The organism is Pseudogemmatithrix spongiicola, assembly GCF_030623445.1.
Taxonomy (GTDB): Bacteria; Gemmatimonadota; Gemmatimonadetes; order Gemmatimonadales; family Gemmatimonadaceae; genus Pseudogemmatithrix; species Pseudogemmatithrix spongiicola.
On sequence record NZ_CP130613.1, the window covers coordinates 478655 to 497457 of the forward strand.

The following is an 18803-nucleotide window of genomic DNA, read 5'->3' on the forward strand; positions in this document are numbered from 1 at the left end:
AGCTTTCGGGCAATGTCACGGTTGCGATTCCCGACGCCGGCCCAGGCCTGATGCGCCTCTACCGCCGGCTCCTGGTCTTCCTCCGCCCGCATACGTGGCGGCTGGTCGGGAACATCCTGTTCAACGTGACCGCCGCCGCGCTCGACGGCATCGCGTTCACGCTGCTCATTCCGTTCCTGAACACGCTGTTCGGCATGCCGAACGCGATTGCGCAGGACATGGGCTGGCTCACGGTGGCGCAGGACCGCCTCATCGGCGCGTTCCTGGTGCCCGACCAGCCCCTCGCGTCGCTGCGCGGCGTGATCCTGGTGATCATCGCGATGGTCGCGCTCAAGAACGTCTTCCTCTGGGCCGGCGGCCAACTCGGCGCCTCGCTGCAGGAATACCTCACGCGCGACCTGCGCGCCGCGGTCTTCGCCCACATGCAGCGCCTGCCGCTGGGCTGGTTCTCGCGCACCAAGACGGGCCAGATCATCGCCCGCATCCTCACCGATACGGAGCAGACGAAGGCGATCCTCGCCGAGGTCGCCACGCGCACGATCCAGAACGCCGCGCAGCTCCTCGTGACGATCTGGATCCTCTACACAATGTCGCCGCGGCTCACGCTGTACGCGCTCGTCGTCGCGCCGCTCATCATCGGGCTGTTGCAGCCCATCCTGCGCAAGCTGCGCAAGGGGCACCGCCGCCTGCGCGCCGAGTACGGCGAGATCACCAGCGTGCTGCAGGAGGTGGTGAGCGGAATCCGCCTCGTGAAGTCGTTCCGCGGAGAAGCGTACGAAGACGGTCGCTTCATCGGGGCCTCGGGCCGCTACTCGAAGGGGATGACGCGCATCCAGCGCATCGCACTGCTCAGCGGGCCGCTCACGGAAGTGCTCGGGACCGTGGTCGCGGTGGCGATTCTCTGGCTCGGCGCGCAGGAGGTGCTCGGCGGCCGCGGCATGGATGGCGGCACGCTGATCACCTTCATGGTGCTCGTGATGCGCCTGCTGCAGCCGCTCAAGCAGCTCTCGCAGGCGCCGACCATCGCGCAGCAGTCGCTGGCCGCGGCCGAGCGGCTGTTCGACGTGCTCGACCAGCCCACGGAGCTGCAGGCCGACCGCGGCACGCGCGACGTGCGCGGATTGGAGCGCGAGCTCGTGTTCGACGCGGTCGGCTTCGCCTACGGCGACGAGCCCGTGCTGCGGGACGTCTCGTTCACCGCCAGGAAGGGCGAGGTCATCGCGCTCGTCGGTGCCAGTGGCGCGGGCAAGAGCACGCTCGTGGATCTCATTCCGCGCTTCATCGAGCCGACGAGCGGTCGCATCCTGCTCGACGGCGTGGACACGCGCGAGATCAAGCTGCCCGCGCTGCGCTCCCTGACGGGGATCGTCTCGCAGGACACCGTGCTCTTCAACGACACCGTGCGCGCCAACATCGCCTACGGTGCGGGTGAGAAGTACACGCAGGCGCAGGTCGAGGCGGCGGCGCGCGCGGCCAACGCGCACGAATTCATCGCCGCGCTGCCGGAAGGCTACGACACCGTGCTCGGCGAGCGCGGCACGCGGCTCTCCGGCGGCCAGCGCCAGCGCCTGGCGATCGCCCGCGCGCTGCTCACCGACCCGCCGATCTTGATCCTCGACGAAGCTACGAGCGCGCTCGATACCGAGAGCGAGCGACTCGTGCAGGAGGCGCTGGACCGCCTGCTCGCCGGGCGCACGACCTTTGTGATCGCGCATCGCCTGAGCACCATCGTGCACGCGACGCAGATCCTCGTGATGGACGCCGGGCAGGTGGTGGAGCGCGGCACGCATGACGAGCTGCTGGCGCGCGGCGGCGCGTATGCCCGCCTGCACGCGTTGCAGCAGCGCGGGGAGCGCAACGGCGATGGCTGAGCGGGAGGTCAAGCCTCCCACGCTGATGCATCGGGTGGAGTACGCGCTGCTGCGGCTCGTCGCGACGCTGCTCCGGCCCTTCTCCCTGCGCACCGCGTCGGGAGTCGGCGCGGTGGTCGGCGGCTGGGGCTACTGGCCGTTCCGCGTGCGCGCCGACCGCGTCGAGCGCTATATCCGCGCCGCCTTCCCGGAGTTCAGCGAGCAGCGCGTGCGCGACGTCGCGCGCGAGAGCTATCGCGGCCTCGGCCGCGTGACGATCGAAGGCATCATCCTCAGCAAGGAACCGCGCGAGAGCATCCTCGCCGCCTTCAGCGGCACCGAGGGCTGGGAAAAGCTCGAGGCGGCGGTCGCCGAAGGCCGCGGCGTCGTGCTCGTCAGCGGGCACATCGGCAGCTGGGAACTCGCGGCGGCCTACATGGCGGCGCGCGGCATTCCCATCGACGCCATCGCCATGCACATGGCGAATCCGTTGAGCGATTCCTTCGTGCGCCGCACGCGCGAGCGCCTCGGCATCAAGGTCATCTTCGACGACGAAGCCGTGCGTGCCATTCCGCGTGCCTTCCGCGATGGCCGCGCGGTCGGCTTCCTCTCCGACCAAGGCGCACTCGGGCTCGCGAGCACGTTCGTGGACTTCTTCGGGCGTCCGGCCAAGACGCCGCGCGGTGCCGCGGTGTTCGCGCTGCGCAGCAAGCTGCCGATGCTCTTCGTCGCCGCCATCCGCCAGCCCGACCAGTCGTACCGCTTCATCGTGCGCGACGTCGCGCTGGCCGAGGACGCCGACCGCGAGACAGCCGTGGACAACACCGTGCGCAACTACACGAAGGCCATCGAGGACTGCGTGCGCGAGCATCCCGAGCAGTATTTCTGGCAGCATCGCCGCTGGAAGCGCCAGCCGCCCGATACGCCGCCGCACCTGAGGGAGCCATGAGCGCCCCATACGACGTCGCGGCGGTCCGCCGCCGCGAGTACCCCTGGGAGGCGCGCGGCGACGCCGTGCACTTCGACCACGCCAGCATCGGCGTCATCCCGCAGCGGGCCCGCGATGCCGTGGCCGCCTACAACGACAAGCGCGCCGAGATGCATGCGATGCGCGCCGAGGATTTTTTCCCGCAGCTGGACCGCTCGCGCGCGCTCATCGCGCAGTTCATCGGCGCCAGCGCGGAGGAGATTGCGCTCACGACCAACACCAGCTGGGGCGTGAACCTCGCCGCCTACGCCCTGCCGCTCGGGCCCGGCGACATCGTGCTCGGCAGCGAAGGCGAGTTTCCCGCGAACGTGTATCCGTGGATGGCGGCGGCCAAGCAGCGCGGCTTCACGTTTGAGCTCGTGCCGATGCGGGGCTTCGCCGTGGATGAGGACGAGATCCTGCGGCGCATTGAGACCGACCCGCGCGTGAAGGGCGTCGCGCTGAGTTGGGTGTCGTTCTGGACCGGGTATCGCATCGATGCCAAGCGCATCGGTACCGCCTGCCGGATGCGCGGCGTCTGCTTCGCGATGGATACGATTCAAGGACTCGGCGCCTGTGCACTCGACGTGCGCGAGGTACCGGTGGACATCGTATCGAACGGCGCGCAGAAGTGGCTCTGCTCGCCCTGGGGCGCCGCGTTCGCCTACGTGCGCAAGGAGTTGATCGCGCGGCTCGAGCCGCCCGCCGCGGGCTGGCTGTCGCAGGCCAGCGCCGGCGACTTCGCGCGGTTCCTCGACTACGATCCCGCCTGGCGCGACGACGCGCAGCGCTTCGAGGTGGGCTCGCTGCCGATCCAGGACTTCGTCGGGATGAATGCGACGCTGGAGCTGTTCCTGGAGCTCGGGCCGGACCGCATCGAGCAGCATGTGCTCGGCATCACCGGCGAGCTCCGGCGTGCGTTGCTCGGCCTGCCGGGTGCCGTGGTGCTCACGCCTGAGCGCAGTGCCACGCGAGCGGGCATCGTCGCCCTGCGCACGCCGGACGTCGCGGGTGACTCCGCGCGGCTGCGCGGCTCAGGCATCGTACACAGCGTGCGCGAGGGAGCCATCAGGCTTGCGCCGCACTTCCACACGCTGCCCAGCGACGTGGCGCGCGTAGTGCGCACGCTCCGGTCATAGCCACCTAGATTGGCGAGCCGCGTCAGGGCGTCTGCCGGCAGGCGGGAATCGGCCTCACGTCGTTCAGCTGCGGCAGACGCAACCAGCGCTGCGTTTCCACGTCGTCAGCGTCGCGGGTCGCGACGAAAGCCCCTTGCGGGCGCACGGCCAGCAACCGGGAGCCGGTCGGCAGCTCGAAGCGCCACGCGCGCACACCGTGCGGGTCGACGATCATCCAATGGTCCCGCTCCATCTCGGCGGATTCGCGATACCGTTGCACCCAGATGGCGCCGTCGTCGCTGACGAGGATGCGGCCAAAAGCCGGGACGCGCTCCGCGAATGTGACGTGTTCGCGCATGGCGCGTTCGAACTGCTCTTTCGGAAACTCACTGTTGCGGGCCGGATAGCGCGCGATCTGCTCCTCGATGTGCCGCGCCTTGCGTTCCGGAGTGACGATCTCGCCGAGCATGCGGGGCGCCCAGAGTGACGCGACGGTCGAGAAGCGTCCGGTCCCGTCGGGAGACTCGATGCGCAGCTCCCAGCGCTCGGGATACCCGTAGATCATGCAGCGGCCGTAGCTGCGCCACTGGGCACTCGGCGAGTATGGTGGGATCATTCCGAATCCCGGTGGCACGATCCCCGGCGCGAAGCGCTGGCTGACGCCGAATTGGCGCGTGTCGCCGATGGCCGCGGCACCGCCCATTACCCAGATGCCGATGCGGTACTCAATCGGAATCACGCCCACGCCGCCCGGCGGATCGGAGAAGTTGAACTCGACGACAGCCGTCGTGTCGCGGTTGAGCACGCCGTACAGCGAGAGCGCGCTCGAGTCGCCGAAACGGGGATACTCGATGCTACGCGCGAACGTGAGGTCAGGACCGAAGCGCGAGATGCGCCGCGTCGACGGATCCACTGCCCAGAGCGAATCGTCGGCGGTCTGCCAGAGGCCCGAGAGCGTGGTGATCTCGCCCGGACCACGTCCCTTCGGCATCGCGATGCGGCTATACGCGCCAGACGAGTCGAAGGACGCCACGACCTGCCCGTCGCCGAGCAGGGTGCGACCATCGCGCAGCGGAATTACGATCTGCGGATTGTTGGCGAACAGATCCTCCGGGGCACCCCGCAGCGTCACCGAGTCACTCGCGGTGATCGCGGTGTACGCTGTCAGCGAGTCCCCAAGCGTGACGATAGTGACGCCTGCCGAGTCGCTGCGCGTGACGGACGCGCTGATCGTGATGGCGGGCTCCCCGCAGGCGACGGCAATGCCGACGAGCGCGACGGCGGCGGCGAGGAACGGACGGTTGCGTGCAGGCATCTAGACTCCTGTGCTGGCAGGTTCGGTGCGGACGCCAGAACCTGTGAGGTGGTACCGGACTCCGCAACGGGGCGGGGGCGGGACCGGATTAGATTTCCCACGTGACCGCCCCCGCTCTCTCGGGTGCCGCCCTCGCCGACCAGATCGCGCGACGCCGCACCTTCGCCATCATCTCGCACCCCGACGCGGGCAAGACCACGCTGACGGAGAAGCTGCTGCTCTACGGCGGCGCCATCCACCAAGCCGGCTCCGTGAAGGCGCGCAAGGCGCAGAAGCACGCCACCTCCGACTGGATGGCCCTCGAGCAGGAGCGCGGCATCTCGGTCACGAGCTCCGTGCTGCAGTTCGAGTACCACGGCTTCCAGGTCAATCTCCTCGACACGCCCGGCCACGCCGACTTCGGCGAAGACACCTTCCGTACGCTCGTCGCCGCGGACTCGGTCGTCATGCTGCTCGACAACCGCAAGGGCGTCGAGGAGCGCACGCGCCAGCTCTTCGACGTGTGCCGTCGCCGCCGCATGCCCATCTTCACGGTCGTCAACAAGTGCGACCGCGTCGGTGAGGATCCGCTCAAGCTGGTCTCGGACGTCGAAGCCGAGCTCGGCATCATCGCCGTCGCCGCGCACTGGCCGATCCATATGAGCGACGCGGTGCACGGCACGATGTTCCGCGGGGTCTACGACCGCCGCAACAAGCGCGCCTTCCTCTTCGAGCGCGACGAGAAGCACGGGGCCGACAAGGTCGCCACGACGTCCATCGCCCTCGACGGGCCCAACGACCCCAAGCTGCTCGAGGCGCTCGGCAACACCGACGAGGCGCTGCAGGCGGTGGAGAAGCTCGCGCACGACATCGAGCTGCTCGACATGGCCGGCCATGAATTCGATCCCGCCGCCATCGCCAGCGGCGAGATGACGCCCGTGTACTTCGCCTCGGCGCTCACCAACTTCGGCGTCGAGCCCTTCCTCGAGGACTTCCTGCCGCTCGCGCCTGCGCCGGTCGGCCGCGACAGCAACGCCGGTCGCATCGAACCCAGCGGCGAGGCCTTCACGGGCTTCGTGTTCAAGGTGCAGGCGAACATGGACCCGCGGCACCGCGACCGCGTCGCCTTCCTGCGCGTCTGCAGCGGACGCTACGCGGCCGGCCTCGAAGTTACGCATGTGCGTACGGGCAAGACCTTCAAGCTCGCGCCGCCGCAGCAGTTCCTCGGCCGCGAGCGGGCCTTCGCCGAGCAGGCGCTGCCTGGCGACGTCGTCGGCGTGCACGACCGCGGGTCACTGCGCATCGGCGACACGCTCGCCGCCGCAGGCGCCCCCAGGGCCGAGGGCGGCAAGCTGCTGGAGTACGTCGGCATCCCGCGCTTCGCGCCGCAGCACTTCGCGCGCATCCTCTCCAAGGATCCGCTGCGCCGGAAGGCGCTCGACAAGGGCCTGCGCGAGCTCTCCGACGAAGGCGCGGCGCAGGCCTTCTTCGCCGAGTCGATGATGGGGCCCGTGCCGATCGTCGGCGCGGTGGGCATGCTGCAGTTCGACGTCATGGTGCACCGCCTCGAGAACGAGTACGGCGCGCCCTGCACGCTAGAGATGATGCCGTATCGCTTCCCGCGGTGGGTCACGGGGCCCGAGGCCGCAATCCGCCGGCTGGGTGAGGCGCAGGATCTCACGCTGCTGCGCGATTCGAAGGAGAACTTCGTGCTCGTGTTCCGCGACGAGTGGCGGCTGCGCTGGGCGACGGACAAGGCGGGAGAGCAGGGCTTAGTGTTTCACACGGAAGCGCCGTAGGAGCCAGCGGGGAGCGAGGTGCACCACGCTGCCGCCCAGTGCGAAGATGGATCCGATCACAATCGGCAGCACGCCACCGAAGGTGTAGCTCAGGGCGAGCACGAAGCCGAGTAGGTATTCGGCGCGATAGATCGGGAGAGCGAGTGCCAGGAGCGGCAGCAAGCGCACCTGTAGTCGCGGCACTTCCGAGTAGCCCAGCGAGTACGAAACCGCCAGCACGGTTCCAAACGCGGCGGCGCCGATCGCGGCCATCACGGCCGACCGGTTGCTGCTGCGCCCGAGTGCCACTCGCCGCTGGGTGTTGCCAACGGCGAACCACGTGAAGAGCGGAAGGCTCAGCGCGCCCCACCAGTTCGAGATGCTCGGCATGTCGTCGCGCGAAAGAAAGCTGTGCGCTGGAACGCCGCCGTGCAGCTGCTGCCACGTGAGAAGTGCACAGGTCACCAGCGCGACGCTCGCCGTGAACCACAGCCGCAGGCGGTCGGTCATCGAAGTATCCGGGGAGAGGGGAGCCACATCGCCCTCTACGGCCGCCGGCCACCGCGGTTTCTGCGTCAGCCGTTCGCGTCGACGATTCCGATCTCTCGAGCGCCCTTCCGCACGAGCATCCAGCGCCCGCGCACGGCGCGGTCGGCGGCCACATGCGTCGCCTCGGCGCCGAGCTTCTCGCCGTTGACGCTCACCGCGCCCTGCTGCACCAACTTGCGCGCGGCGGTCTTCGAGAGTCCGAACGCATCGGCGAGCACCGCGACGATGTCCACGCCCTCCGCCGTCGGCGTCACCGACACGGACGGCATTTCCGCCGCCAGCATCGCGAACACCTCGTCGCTGAGCGCATGCGCATCGGCCTTCTTGTCAAAAACCGTCTTCGAGACCGATTCGGCGAGCTCGGCAGCCGCCACGCCGTGGATCAGCGACGTGACCTCCCGCGCCAACCGCTTCTGCGCCCCACGCTCATGCGGAGCCGCCGCGTGTGCGGCCTCGATGGACGCGATCTCCGCCGCATCGAGCAGCGTAAACGTCCGCAGCAGACGCCCGACATCGGCGTCTTCAGCATTGATCCAGAACTGATAGAACTTGTAGACGCTCGTGAGCTTGGCATCGAGGTACACCGCGCCCGCTTCCGTCTTCCCGAACTTCTTCCCCTGCGCGTCCGTGAGCAGCGGGAACGTCAGCCCATGCGCCTCCCCGCGCTGCGTGCGCCGCACCAATTCGGTGCCCGCCGTGATGTTGCCCCACTGGTCGCTGCCGCCGAGCTGCAGCGTTACGCCGTCCTTGGCGTACAGCCGCGAGAAGTCGTAGGCCTGCAGCAGCATGTAGCTGAACTCGGTGAAGCTGATGCCGGTCTCCATGCGCGTCTTCACGGAGTCCTTCTGCATCATCCAATTCACCGTGAAATGCTTGCCGGTGTCGCGCAGGAACTCGATCAGCCCGATGCCGCCCAGCCACTCGGCGTTGTTGCGCACGGCAAAGCGGGGCAGGGCATCGGCGCCCAGCGCGTTCTGTGCCACCCGCTGGATCTGCTGCCAGATGAGCTCCGCATTGGCGGCGATCTCCTCGGTGGACCGCATCGGGCGCTCCTCGCTCTTGCCCGAGGGGTCGCCGATCATCGCCGTGCCGCCACCCACCAGCGCCACGGCCTTGTGCCCGGCCCGCGCCAGGCGCACCAGGCCCATCAGCGAGACCAAGTTGCCCACGTGCAGGCTCTCGGCCGTGGGATCGAAGCCGCAGTAGCCCGTCACCGGACCCTTCGCGAGGTGGGCCTCGCAGCCTTCGGTCTCTTGATGGAGCAGGCCGCGCCAGCGCAGCTCGTCGTGCAGGGAGGTCGGGGACGTCATCCCAGCAAAATACGGGTCGCGGGAGGGGAAGTCACTTGGCTAGCTTTCCCGAGTGCTGAACAAGTACCCCCGGCTCAAGAAGTTCCTCCTCCGCGCGACCCTCGTCGGCGCCGGCCTCAGCGTCTTCGGACTCCTCGTGTTCGGCGTCTGGTGGGGCTTCTTCCTCTGCTCCGACGAGACCTGCCCGAGCATCGAGCAGTTCGCCGAGTACAAGCCGGCCGAACCAGCGCGCCTCTACGCCGCCGACGGCCGCTTCATCGGTGAGATCGGCCTGGAGCGCCGGTCCGTCGTGGCCCTCGATGACATCCCGCGCCACGTGGTCGACGCCTTCGTCATCACGGAGGACAAGCGCTTCTACCAGCACCACGGCGTGGACTACATCCGCGTCTTCGGCGCGGTGATCGCCAACCTCAAGGCGGGCGGTCTCTCGGAAGGCTTCTCGACCATCACGATGCAGTTGGCGCGCAACATCTTCCCGGCCCAGCTGCCGTCGCGGTCCAAGGCAGGGAGTGCGTACAACAACATCGTCCGCAAGTTCCGCGAGGCGAAGGTGGCGCGGCGCATCGAAGCGCGCTTTCCCAAGGAGCGCGTCCTCGAGCTGTATCTGAACCAGATCGCCCTCGGCGCGGGCGCCTACGGCGTCGAAGCCGCGTCGCAGCGCTACTTCGGGCGGCCGGTCAGCGAGATCACGGTTGCCGAAGGCGCCATGCTGGCCGCGTTGCCGAAGGCGCCCTCACGCTACAACCCGCGGCGTTTCCCCGACCGCGCCATCCAGCGCCGCAACACCATCCTCGAGCTCATGCGCCGCGAAGGCGCGCTGTCGGATGCCGACGCGAGCATCGCCAAGGCCTACCCGTTGCGCCTCAACCGCTCGGCCCGCGGGGCGGGAGATCCCGCGCCGTACTTCGTCGAATGGGTGCGCACGGAGCTCGAGCAGCGCTTCGGGCGGCAAGTCTACGAAAGCGGGCTGCGCGTGCTCACCACGCTGGACCTCGACATGCAGGGCGCGGCGGAGCGTGCCGTTGAACGCCAGTTGCGCGCCATCGAGGCGAACACGTGGGGCCCGTACACGCAGACGACCTACGAGGAGTACCTCGCGCGCGCCGCCGCCGGCGATGCCGCCGGCAGCGGCAACAACTCGCCCTACCTCCAGGCCAGCTTCATCGCGCTCGATCCACGCACCGGCGCGGTGCGCGCCCTCGTCGGCGGCCGCGACTTCGACGATTCCAAGTTCAACCGTGCCACGCAGGCCCTGCGCCAGCCCGGCTCGACCTTCAAGCCGATCGTCTACGCCACGGCCATCCGCTCGGGCCGCACGCCGGCGTACTTCATCGACGACGAACCGATCGAAGTGCCGCAGCTCGACGGTACCGTGTGGTCGCCGAACAACTACGACCTCAAGTTCGAGGGCCGCGTCACGCTGCGTCGCGCCCTCATGTTCTCGCGCAACCTGCCGGCCATCCGCCTCACGATGGAGATCGGAGAAGGCAGCGTCGTCGACATGGCCAAGCAGTTCGGCCTCACGACGCGCGTGCCGCCGTACCCGTCCATCGCGCTCGGCTCGGCCGACGTGTATCCGCTGGAAATGGTCGCCGCGTACTCGACCTTCGCCAACCTCGGCTGGCGCACCGCGCCGAACCCGATCCTGCGCGTCGAGACGCTCGATGGCCGTCGGCTCTATCAGGCCGACCCGGAGCGCATCCAGGTGCTCTCGCGCGAGGAATCGTGGGTGATGGTCGACATGTTGAAGGACGTGATCCGTGCCGGTTCCGGCACGCGCGTCCGCAGCGAAGGCTTCACGCATCCCGCCGGCGGCAAGACGGGCACGACCAACGACTACACCGATGTCTGGTTCGTCGGCTTCACTGCCGATCTCGTCGCTGGCGTGTGGATCGGTTTCGACCAGCCGAAGGAGATCATGGGCCAGGCGCAGGGCGGGCGACTCGCGGCGCCCGCGTGGGCCAGCTTCATGCGCGAGGTCTACGAGCGCAAGCCGGCGCCGCCCGACTGGCCGCGGCCGCCGGGCGTGCTCGCGATTCCCATCGATCCCGCCACCGGCCTGCGCGCTGGACTCGGCTGCATCTCCGACACCATCCGCACCGAGTTCTTCATCACCGGCACCGAGCCGCTGCAGGAGTGCCCGCGGAGACTCTTTCCCTGATGACGGCGCGCGTCCGCTGGCACGCGCGCTGGGTCGTCCCGGTGGTATCGCCACCGATCGCCGACGGCACCGTCATCACCGAGGAGGATCGCATCGTGTGGGTTGGCGAGCGTCGGCACGCGCCTGCCGCGGGCCGCGACGAAGAGCTCGGCGACGCCATCCTCACGCCGGGCCTCGTCAATGCGCACACGCATCTCGATCTCACGGTGCTGCGCGGATGCCTCGTCGGCCTGTCGTTCTTTGACTGGGTCCGCACGCTGACGCGTGCCATCGCCATGCTCGATGACGACGACCTCCTAGCCTCGGCATCGCAGGGGATCGCCGAGGGCCTGCGCCGCGGCGTGACGACCTATGCCGATACCGCGCCGAACGCCGCGGCCTTCGACGCGATGCGCGCGATGGGGGTCCGCGGGATCTGCTATCGCGAGGTCTTCGGCCCCGATCCGAAGGACGCCGAGAAGAATCTCGCGACGCTCGCCGACCAGGTCGCGGCGATGCGGCAGCGCGCGACGGAGCTGGTGCAGGTCGGCGTGTCGCCGCATGCGCCGTACTCGGTGAGCGATGCGCTGTACGCTGCGGTTGCGGAGCTCGCGCGCCGTGAGCGGCTGCCGGTGGCGGTGCACATCGCCGAGAGCGAGGCCGAATCGCGGCTCGTCACGCACGGCGACGGCGAGTTCGCCGCGTTCCTCCAGCGGCGCGGCATCGCCACGCCGCCGCGCGGCAAGGAGCCGCTCGACGTCATCGAACGTGCGGCGCTCCTGCGTCCGCGCACCCTGCTGATCCACGCCGTGCAAGTCAGTGACGACGGCATCCGTCGCATCGCCAACGCGGGCTGCGGCGTCGCGCACTGCCCGTTCTCGAACACGACCCTGCAGGAAGGCCTGGCCCCCGTGCACGAGATGCTACGGCAGGGTGTGAAGGTCGGACTCGGCACCGACTCACTTGCTTCGAACGCTTCCATGGACTTGCTCAAGGAGGGATGGGCTGCGGCCGTGGGCCAACGCATCGTGCTGGCCGACGAGCACGCCCTTTCCTGGGCGAAGGCGTTCCGCCTGGCGACGTTGGGCGGCGCCGAGGCGCTGGGGCTCGACGAGGCCATCGGGTCGCTCGAGCCCGGCAAACAGGCGGACCTCGCCGCGTTTGCCGTGTCCGTGGAGCGGGAAGAGGACGTCTACGCGGCGCTCCTGCGCGACGCGCACCTCAAACCGGCGCGGGCCCTGCGCACGGTCGTCGCCGGTCGCGAACTGCAGCGGGACGGCCTTGTTGCGTCGTCCAACGTGGCACATGCCACTCGCGTGGATGACGCCAGCCGCCGCCTCCGGCGGTGGCGCGAGTCGCAATCGTTGAATTAGCTTCCCAGCGGTACGTACCGTCTCACATCTCCCCTGTTAGGTCTGCCATTGTCCCGCGGCTCCGGAGCCACCGACCTCATCTGGCGTGACGGCAAGCTCGTCCCCTGGGACGACGCGCAGCTGCACGTCATGAGCCACGTCGTGCACTACGGCTCGAGCATCTTCGAGGGCATCCGTGCCTACAAGACGCCGGCCGGCGGTGCGGTGTTCCGGCTGCGCGAGCACATGCGGCGCTTCCAGGACTCGGCCAAGATCTACCGCATGCCGCTCAAGTACTCGCTCGACGAGCTCTGCGCGGCGGTCACGGATACCATTACGGCCAACGGCCTCGACCACTGCTACATCCGCCCGCTCGCCGTGCGTGCCGGGCAGGAAATGGGCGTGTTGCCCACGAATGCGCCGGTCGAGACCTTCGTGATCTGCTGGCGCTGGGGTGCCTACCTCGGTCACGACGCGCTCGAGGAAGGCGTGGACGTGACGGTGAGCAGCTGGCGTCGCGCCGCGCCGGGCACGTTCCCGACGATGGCCAAGGCCGGCGGCAACTACCTCAACTCGCAGCTCTCCAAGATGGAAGCGCGCGGCGATGGCTACGTCGAAGGCATCATGCTCGACGTGCACGGCCACGTGTCGGAGGGCAGCGGCGAGAACTTGTTCGTCGTTCGCGACGGCGTGCTCTACACCGCGCCGCTCTCGGCGAGCATCCTCAACGGCATCACGCGTGACGCAGTCGTGGCAATCGCCCGCGATCTGGGGTACGAGGTTAAGGAACTGCTCATGCCGCGCGAGTTCCTGCTCATCGCGGACGAGATCTTCTTCACCGGCACGGCGGCCGAGATCACGCCGGTCCGGAGCATCGACAAGAGTCCCATCGGCGCGGGGAAGCGAGGCCCCGTGACGAAGGCGATCCAGGAGCGGTTCCTCGCGATAGCCACCGGCCAGCAGCCCGACACCAGAGGCTGGCTGACCCCGGTGCCCCCGGCGAAGAGGAGTTGACCGTCCCGCCGACGGTCATCGCACTCGAAGCCCTCACTTGAGGAGGTGGATGTGACCGTCGGCTGTCTCGCGCTCAACGCGTCCTTCGAACCGTTGACGATGGTGCCGCTCAAGCGCGCCCTCCGTCTCGTCATCGATGGCAAGGCCGAGATCGTCGAGTCCGACCGCGGGAAGGCGGTGCGCTCCGAACGCATGGCCGTGCCGCGCCCGGTGGTCATCCGCCTCCGCAAGTTCGTCCACGTCCCGCGGCGCTTCCGCCGCCAGGTCACGAACACCTTCCTCTTCGCCCGCGACGGCTACCGCTGCCAGTACTGCGGCCGCGCGAGCTACGAGCTGCGCCCCCGCGAATCGCTGACGCGCGACCACGTCATCCCGATCTCGCGCGGCGGCCTCAACGTCTGGACCAACGTCGTCACCGCCTGCTCGCCCTGCAACACGCGCAAGGCCGACCATCTCCTCACCGAGATCGGCATGCACCTCGCGCATCCGCCCGTGGAGCCGCACTTCGTGCATCTCTCCTGGGCGGTGCGTCGCCTCACGCCCACGCAGGCGCGCTACATCAAGCTCTTCTATGGCGGCGATGTGGTGCGACAGCTCGAGGCCATGGAGCGGCGCCACGGCGGCGCGCTGCCGCCCGAGGCGCAGGCGCTCTAGTTGTCGGTTCTAAAGAGGTTGTTCACTGAGGCATAACTGAGGAAGCTGGAGGTGCGAGCCACCCAACCTTCAGCCAGAGGCCTCAGTGAACATCCACAACAATGCGCGATTGACCGCCTGGGGGCGAGCCGAGCTCGTCCGCCGGGTGGTCCTCGACGGCGAGCCGGTGCGCGCCGTCGCCGCGGCCCTCCACATCAGCCCGAGCACGGCTTACAAGTGGCTGCGCCGCTTCGCGGCCGGGGGCTGGGCGGCGCTGGCCGACCGCTCCTCGCGCCCGCATCGCTCGCCGACCGCCACGCGGCCGGCGCTCATCGAGCGGATTCTCCGCCTGCGCGCGACGCGGCTCACCGGGCCGGAGATCGCGGAGCGGCTCGGGCTCGCGGTCTCGACCGTGGGCCGGGTCCTCACGCGCGCGGGCCAGGGCCGGCTGAAGGGCCCGGGGGCGACGGGCGGGCCGCGCTACCAGCGCGAGACGCCCGGCGAGCTCGTGCATGTCGACACGAAGGCCCTCGATCGCTTCGTCACGGCGGGCCATCGCGCGCACGGCAACCGCTCGAAGGTCGGCCGCCGTCGGGGGCTCGGGCAGGACCATCTCCACGTCGCGGTCGACGACGCGACGCGGCTCGCGTACGCGGCGCTGCTACCGACACAGGACGCGGCGGCGTGCACCCGCTTCCTCGAGGCGGCGCGCCGCTGGTTTGCGCAGCTGGGCATCGCCGTCACCGGTGTGATGACCGACAACGCCAAGGCGTACACGAGCCACGCGGTGCAGGCCGCGCTGGCCGCGCACGGGATCCGGCACCTGCGCACCAAGCCCTACCGCCCGCAGACGAACGGCAAGGCGGAGCGCTTCATCCAGACCGCGCTCCGCCGCTGGGCCTACAAGAAGCCATACCGGACCTCGGCGCACCGCAACGCGGCGCTGCCCGACTTCCTAGATTGCTACAACGTCGAACGGCCGCACCGGTCGCTCGGCCGCGTCCCGCCGCTGCTCCACTTCCTCATGCAGCGTGAACAACGTCCTTAGAACCGACATCTAGTCCGCGCGCGGCGGGCGGAACACGCTCGACCGCGCGCTGTACTCGCGACGCTCACCGCCGAGCAGGCGCGTCGTGAGGTTGCGGACGCCGCGCGTCAGCGCCGTCCCCGGGTTGCCCCGCCCGCGCATCGCCGGCGTGAGCTCGCCGCGCAGCCACGCATTCACTTCGTCGAGGTCGCTCACGCTCAGCGTCCGCACCTCGAGCGAGGCCTGGTAGTAGTACCGTCGGTTCCGCGCCGGCGCTGCCAGCGGGACGCGCAACGGACGCTCCACCGCCGCCTCGGCGTCGTCGATGTGCTGGAACGTCCCTAGCGAGAGCACGCGCTCGCCGACGCGCTGGCTCACCTCGTAGCGCTGGTCCGTCCCGCGCCAGCGCACCAGCACCTCCCACTCGGCGGTGCGGTGCAACTCGTCCGTGAAGCGCTCGTCGGACCACAGCTCCACGCGATACCGCAGCCGCGCGGGAAAGCCCGCCTCCAACAACTCGCGCATCCGCGCATCCGTCAGCACGTTGCGCGCATGCACCAGCGGTCCGTCCTGCGTGACGCGCGCCGCCGCCGGCAGCTGGATGACCAACCCCGGACGCTGTGCCGCCAATGGCGCTGCCAGCGGCGACCCGAAGGCCGTCGCCAGCACCGCCACGAGGAAGGCGCGCCGCATCATCTCAGAAGCGGCGCCCCAGACGGATCAGCACGTTCACCTTCTCCTCCGGCGTCGACACGGCCTTCGCGAGGTACACGCCGAGTCCGCCGAAATCGAGGCCGAGCCCGAGCGAGGTGCGGAAGCTGCTGAGCGGCGGAATGCCCTTGTCGAATCGCACCTCCGCCGGCCCGTCACCGACCGTCCAGCCGCGCCCCGCGTCGGCGAAGAGCACCCACTGCCCGCGTCCGTTGAAGCCCGGGCGCCACCAATCGTCGTTCCAGTCCGTGCGCACCCAATTCACACGGAAGTCCTGGCGCAGCTCCACCTGCGCCAACGCGATCCGGTCGCAGAGCGTCGCGCGGCCGTCCATCGTCGCAATGCCGCCGCAGGTGAACACATCGGCGTCGTACGGCGCGCGCCGAAAGTCGTAGCCTTCGATCGAGCCCGGGCCGCCGACCGAGAACTTCCGCTGCAGCGGCAACTCGTTGCCGCCCAGCTGGCCAGCGGTCACGATGCGCAGGTTCAGCTGCGTGCCGGGCGAGAGATTGGTGTACCGCCGCGCATCGAGGAACCCGCGCGTGTACTCGACGTCCGTCGCTGGGCCGTAGCCGAAGATCGGCTGTAGCGTGCGGTTCAGCGTGCCGCGTCCGCGCTCGATATCGGCCGCCACATACCAGCCGCCGAGCCACGGGGCTCGCACGCGCTCCCGCGTGTCGATGTCGAGCCGCAGGCTCAACAAGTGCATCGTCCCGATGTCCACGTCGGGATTCACCCGCCACGGCGTCCGGTCGTTGAACAGCGACAGCGCGTTCCGCACGTTCACCGAGCGCCAGCGCTCGCTGCCGAATGCCGCCTTGAGCGCCAGCTCCTCGCCGATGCGGCCGCCGATGCTCGCCTCGGCGCCATGTCGCCCGTAGTGGTCGCGCAGGTCGCGACGCATGACGAAGGCCAAGAGGCCCGCTTCGGCGTTGCGCAGCTGCCAGTCTTCGATCGGCTCGATCACGTCGAACAGGCGACCGCCGAGCACCAGCCCGTAATCCTTGCCGAGCCGTACTTCGGTCCGAGCATCGTGGCCGATCGTGCTGCGGTCCCAGCGCATCGGCTCCGCAATGCGCAGCACGCCCAGCGCCTCGATGTCCACCCGCCCCCAATCCGTCGTGCGCCGGAAACGCGGGCCGATCGTCACCGGCAATCCCTCGACGCGGTTGTAGGTGCGCGCGGCGGTGAAGAACAGCTCGGTGTACGCCGTGCGCCGCACGTCACCCTCGCCGATGCGCGGACGCCAGTCGCCGGGCGTGAAGCCCTCGGGCTCGATGCGCTCGCCGTCCAGCGTGTAGCGCAGCAGCTCCGCCTGCACGCGAGTCTCGCCATCCACCGTCACGCCGTCCGCGCGCTGCACGCTGCCACCCACGACGATCACGTCACCGGTGATCCGCGCGCCGCTCACCAAGCGCACGTCCGCGTTGATCGCCACGAGCGTGCCCCGCAACGTTCCCGCGATGACCGCCGGTCCGTTGAGCACGCCGATCGTGCCGCTCGCTTCGGCGCCGGCGGGCACGTCGTAGGCGCCGATCACCCTTGTTGTCGACGGGTTGTTCCACAGCGAGACCGCCTGCCCGGAAACACTGCGCTGCGCCGCCGCCGGCGCCGCCGCCATCACGAGTGCCATCACCACTGCCATTGCCTGCCGCATCGGTCGCTCCACGTAGGTCATGGCGTCACTCTACCCCGGAAATGCCGAGTCGGCGCATCCGGCGATACAGGTTCGGACGGTCCGTCTGCAGCCGCCGCGCCGCCTCGGCCACGACGCCGTTCGCCGCCTGCAGCGCGCGCTGGATGAGGAGGCGCTCGTACTCGTCGAGCTGGTCGCTCAACCCCATCTCCAGTCGGTCGGCGGCAGGCAGGGCCGCCGGTGCCGACGTCGCGATGTCCAGCGTCGGCAGCACCTCGAGCACGTGATCGGCCGTGATCTCCTGGCCCGCGTGCAGGATTGCCAGGCGCTCCACGATGTTCGCCAACTCGCGCACGTTGCCCGGCCAGCGGTACCGCGTCATCGCGTCCACGGCGGCGCCACTCCACGTCGGCGCGGGCTGGCCGCTGCGGCGTCGGTGCAGCGTCGCGAAATGCAGGACGAGGTCGGGGATGTCGCCCGGATGCTCGCGCAGCGGCGGCACGGACATCGGGATGACGTTCAACCGGAAGTAGAGATCCTCGCGGAATCGCCCCTCGCGCACTTCCTTCGCCAAGTCGCGGTTCGTCGCCGCGAGCACGCGCACGTCCACCTTGATGTGCCGCCCGCCGCCCACGCGCTCGATTTCCCGCGCTTCGATCGCGCGCAGCAGCTTGGCCTGCGCCTCGGCCGAGAGTTCGCCGACTTCGTCGAGCAGCAGCGTGCCCGTGTGGGCCATCTCGAAGCGGCCGATGCGACGCTCCGTCGCGCCGGTGAAGGCACCGCGCTCGTGGCCGAACATCTCGCTCTCCACGAGGTCGCGGGGGATCGCCGCGCAGTTCACGCGCACGAACGGCTTCTCGCGCCGCGGGCTCTGCGCGTGGATCGCGGCGGCCACCAGCTCCTTGCCCGTGCCGCTCTCGCCCGTGATCAGCACGCGCGCGTCGCTCGGGGCCACGCGCGCGATCATCGCCTTCACGGCGTCCATCGCCGGGCTCGTGCCGACGAGCTGACCCGCGAGCCCGAGGTCGGCGCGCAGTGCGCTGCGTTCGCGGCGGGCCTGACGCAGTTCAAGCGCACCGGAGATCGCCAGCAGCACCCCCTCGGGCGTGAGCGGCTTCTCGAGGAAGTTCACCGCGCCGAGCCGCGTCGCCTTGACCGCGTCCCCGAGGCCCGCGCGCCCGGACATCATGACGACCGGCAGGTCCGGGATGCGCTCCCGCAGTTGCTCGAGCAATACCAGCCCGTCCGTCGGGTTCGGCATCATGAGGTCGAGCAGCACGAGATCGGGATCGGTCTCCGACGCCTTGTCGAGGCCGCTGCGCGCATCGGCGGCCTCGTGGACCTCGTAGCCCTCGGCGCCCAACAGCGCGCCGACCATGCGGCGGATGTTGGGTTCGTCGTCGACGATGAGTACGGATGCCATG

General features: G+C 69.4%; 15 protein-coding genes. 9 read left to right on the forward strand and 6 right to left on the reverse strand.

What is annotated here, in order from left to right:
* Positions 1 to 50: 50 nt before the first annotated feature.
* Genes Strain318_RS02175 through Strain318_RS02185 form a run of 3 tightly spaced genes read left to right on the forward strand, consistent with a single transcriptional unit; the run spans position 51 to position 3956 of the window.
* Positions 51 to 1871, forward strand: coding sequence for an ABC transporter ATP-binding protein (locus Strain318_RS02175; RefSeq protein WP_367886899.1), 1821 nt, complete (start codon positions 51 to 53; stop codon positions 1869 to 1871).
* Positions 1864 to 2799: a lysophospholipid acyltransferase family protein gene (locus Strain318_RS02180; protein ID WP_367886900.1), complete on the forward strand. Its 936-nt coding sequence runs from the start codon at positions 1864 to 1866 to the stop codon at positions 2797 to 2799. The genes Strain318_RS02175 and Strain318_RS02180 overlap by 8 nt, the downstream gene beginning before the upstream one ends.
* Entirely contained in the window at positions 2796 to 3956 is a 1161-nt protein-coding gene (locus Strain318_RS02185; RefSeq protein ID WP_367886901.1) for an aminotransferase class V-fold PLP-dependent enzyme, read from the forward strand. Before Strain318_RS02180 ends, Strain318_RS02185 begins: the two co-directional genes overlap by 4 nt.
* Positions 3957 to 3978: 22 nt before the next feature.
* Here the strand turns inward: Strain318_RS02185 and Strain318_RS02190 are convergent, their stop codons facing one another.
* Positions 3979 to 5250 (reverse strand): NHL repeat-containing protein, encoded by a 1272-nt coding sequence (locus tag Strain318_RS02190; protein ID WP_367886902.1) that lies wholly within the window; start codon positions 5248 to 5250, stop codon positions 3979 to 3981.
* A gap of 101 nt (positions 5251 to 5351) precedes the next feature.
* Here Strain318_RS02190 and Strain318_RS02195 point away from each other — a divergent pair, with 101 nt between their 5' ends.
* Entirely contained in the window at positions 5352 to 7028 is a 1677-nt protein-coding gene (locus Strain318_RS02195) for a peptide chain release factor 3 (RefSeq protein WP_367886903.1), read from the forward strand.
* Here the strand turns inward: Strain318_RS02195 and Strain318_RS02200 are convergent.
* Both Strain318_RS02200 and tyrS read right to left on the reverse strand, forming a co-directional pair.
* Positions 7002 to 7517: a hypothetical protein gene (locus Strain318_RS02200; protein WP_367886904.1), complete on the reverse strand. Its 516-nt coding sequence runs from the start codon at positions 7515 to 7517 to the stop codon at positions 7002 to 7004. The genes Strain318_RS02195 and Strain318_RS02200 overlap by 27 nt on opposite strands.
* A gap of 65 nt (positions 7518 to 7582) precedes the next feature.
* Positions 7583 to 8866, reverse strand: coding sequence for a tyrosine--tRNA ligase (tyrS, locus tag Strain318_RS02205; RefSeq protein WP_367886905.1), 1284 nt, complete (start codon positions 8864 to 8866; stop codon positions 7583 to 7585).
* A gap of 52 nt (positions 8867 to 8918) precedes the next feature.
* Between tyrS and Strain318_RS02210 the strand changes: the two genes are divergently transcribed.
* From Strain318_RS02210 to Strain318_RS02230, 5 genes are all read left to right on the forward strand, one after another.
* Positions 8919 to 11027, forward strand: a complete 2109-nt coding sequence (locus Strain318_RS02210) for a penicillin-binding protein 1A (protein ID WP_367886906.1) — start codon at positions 8919 to 8921, stop codon at positions 11025 to 11027.
* Positions 11027 to 12379, forward strand: coding sequence for an amidohydrolase family protein (locus tag Strain318_RS02215; RefSeq protein ID WP_367886907.1), 1353 nt, complete (start codon positions 11027 to 11029; stop codon positions 12377 to 12379). The genes Strain318_RS02210 and Strain318_RS02215 overlap by 1 nt, the downstream gene beginning before the upstream one ends.
* Positions 12380 to 12421: 42 nt before the next feature.
* A complete protein-coding gene (locus tag Strain318_RS02220) occupies positions 12422 to 13372 on the forward strand; it encodes a branched-chain amino acid transaminase (protein WP_367887870.1) in 951 nt (316 codons plus the stop codon).
* Between the two features lie 51 nt (positions 13373 to 13423).
* Positions 13424 to 14026 carry an HNH endonuclease gene (locus tag Strain318_RS02225; RefSeq protein ID WP_367886908.1) on the forward strand — a complete coding sequence of 201 codons (603 nt, stop codon included), beginning with the start codon at positions 13424 to 13426 and terminating at the stop codon, positions 14024 to 14026.
* An 85-nt stretch (positions 14027 to 14111) separates the two neighbouring features.
* A complete protein-coding gene (locus Strain318_RS02230) occupies positions 14112 to 15053 on the forward strand; it encodes an IS481 family transposase (protein WP_367886306.1) in 942 nt (313 codons plus the stop codon).
* A gap of 9 nt (positions 15054 to 15062) precedes the next feature.
* On the opposite strand, the gene Strain318_RS02235 is transcribed toward Strain318_RS02230, so the two are convergent.
* From Strain318_RS02235 to Strain318_RS02245, 3 genes are read right to left on the reverse strand one after another with little or no spacing between them, the layout of a single operon-like run.
* Positions 15063 to 15728: a hypothetical protein gene (locus Strain318_RS02235; protein ID WP_367886909.1), complete on the reverse strand. Its 666-nt coding sequence runs from the start codon at positions 15726 to 15728 to the stop codon at positions 15063 to 15065.
* A 1-nt stretch (position 15729) separates the two neighbouring features.
* A complete protein-coding gene (locus tag Strain318_RS02240; protein WP_367886910.1) occupies positions 15730 to 17421 on the reverse strand; it encodes a BamA/TamA family outer membrane protein in 1692 nt (563 codons plus the stop codon).
* Between the two features lie 4 nt (positions 17422 to 17425).
* Complete coding sequence (locus Strain318_RS02245) at positions 17426 to 18802, reverse strand: sigma-54-dependent transcriptional regulator (protein ID WP_367886911.1); 1377 nt, start codon at positions 18800 to 18802, stop codon at positions 17426 to 17428.
* Position 18803: the final 1 nt, after the last annotated feature.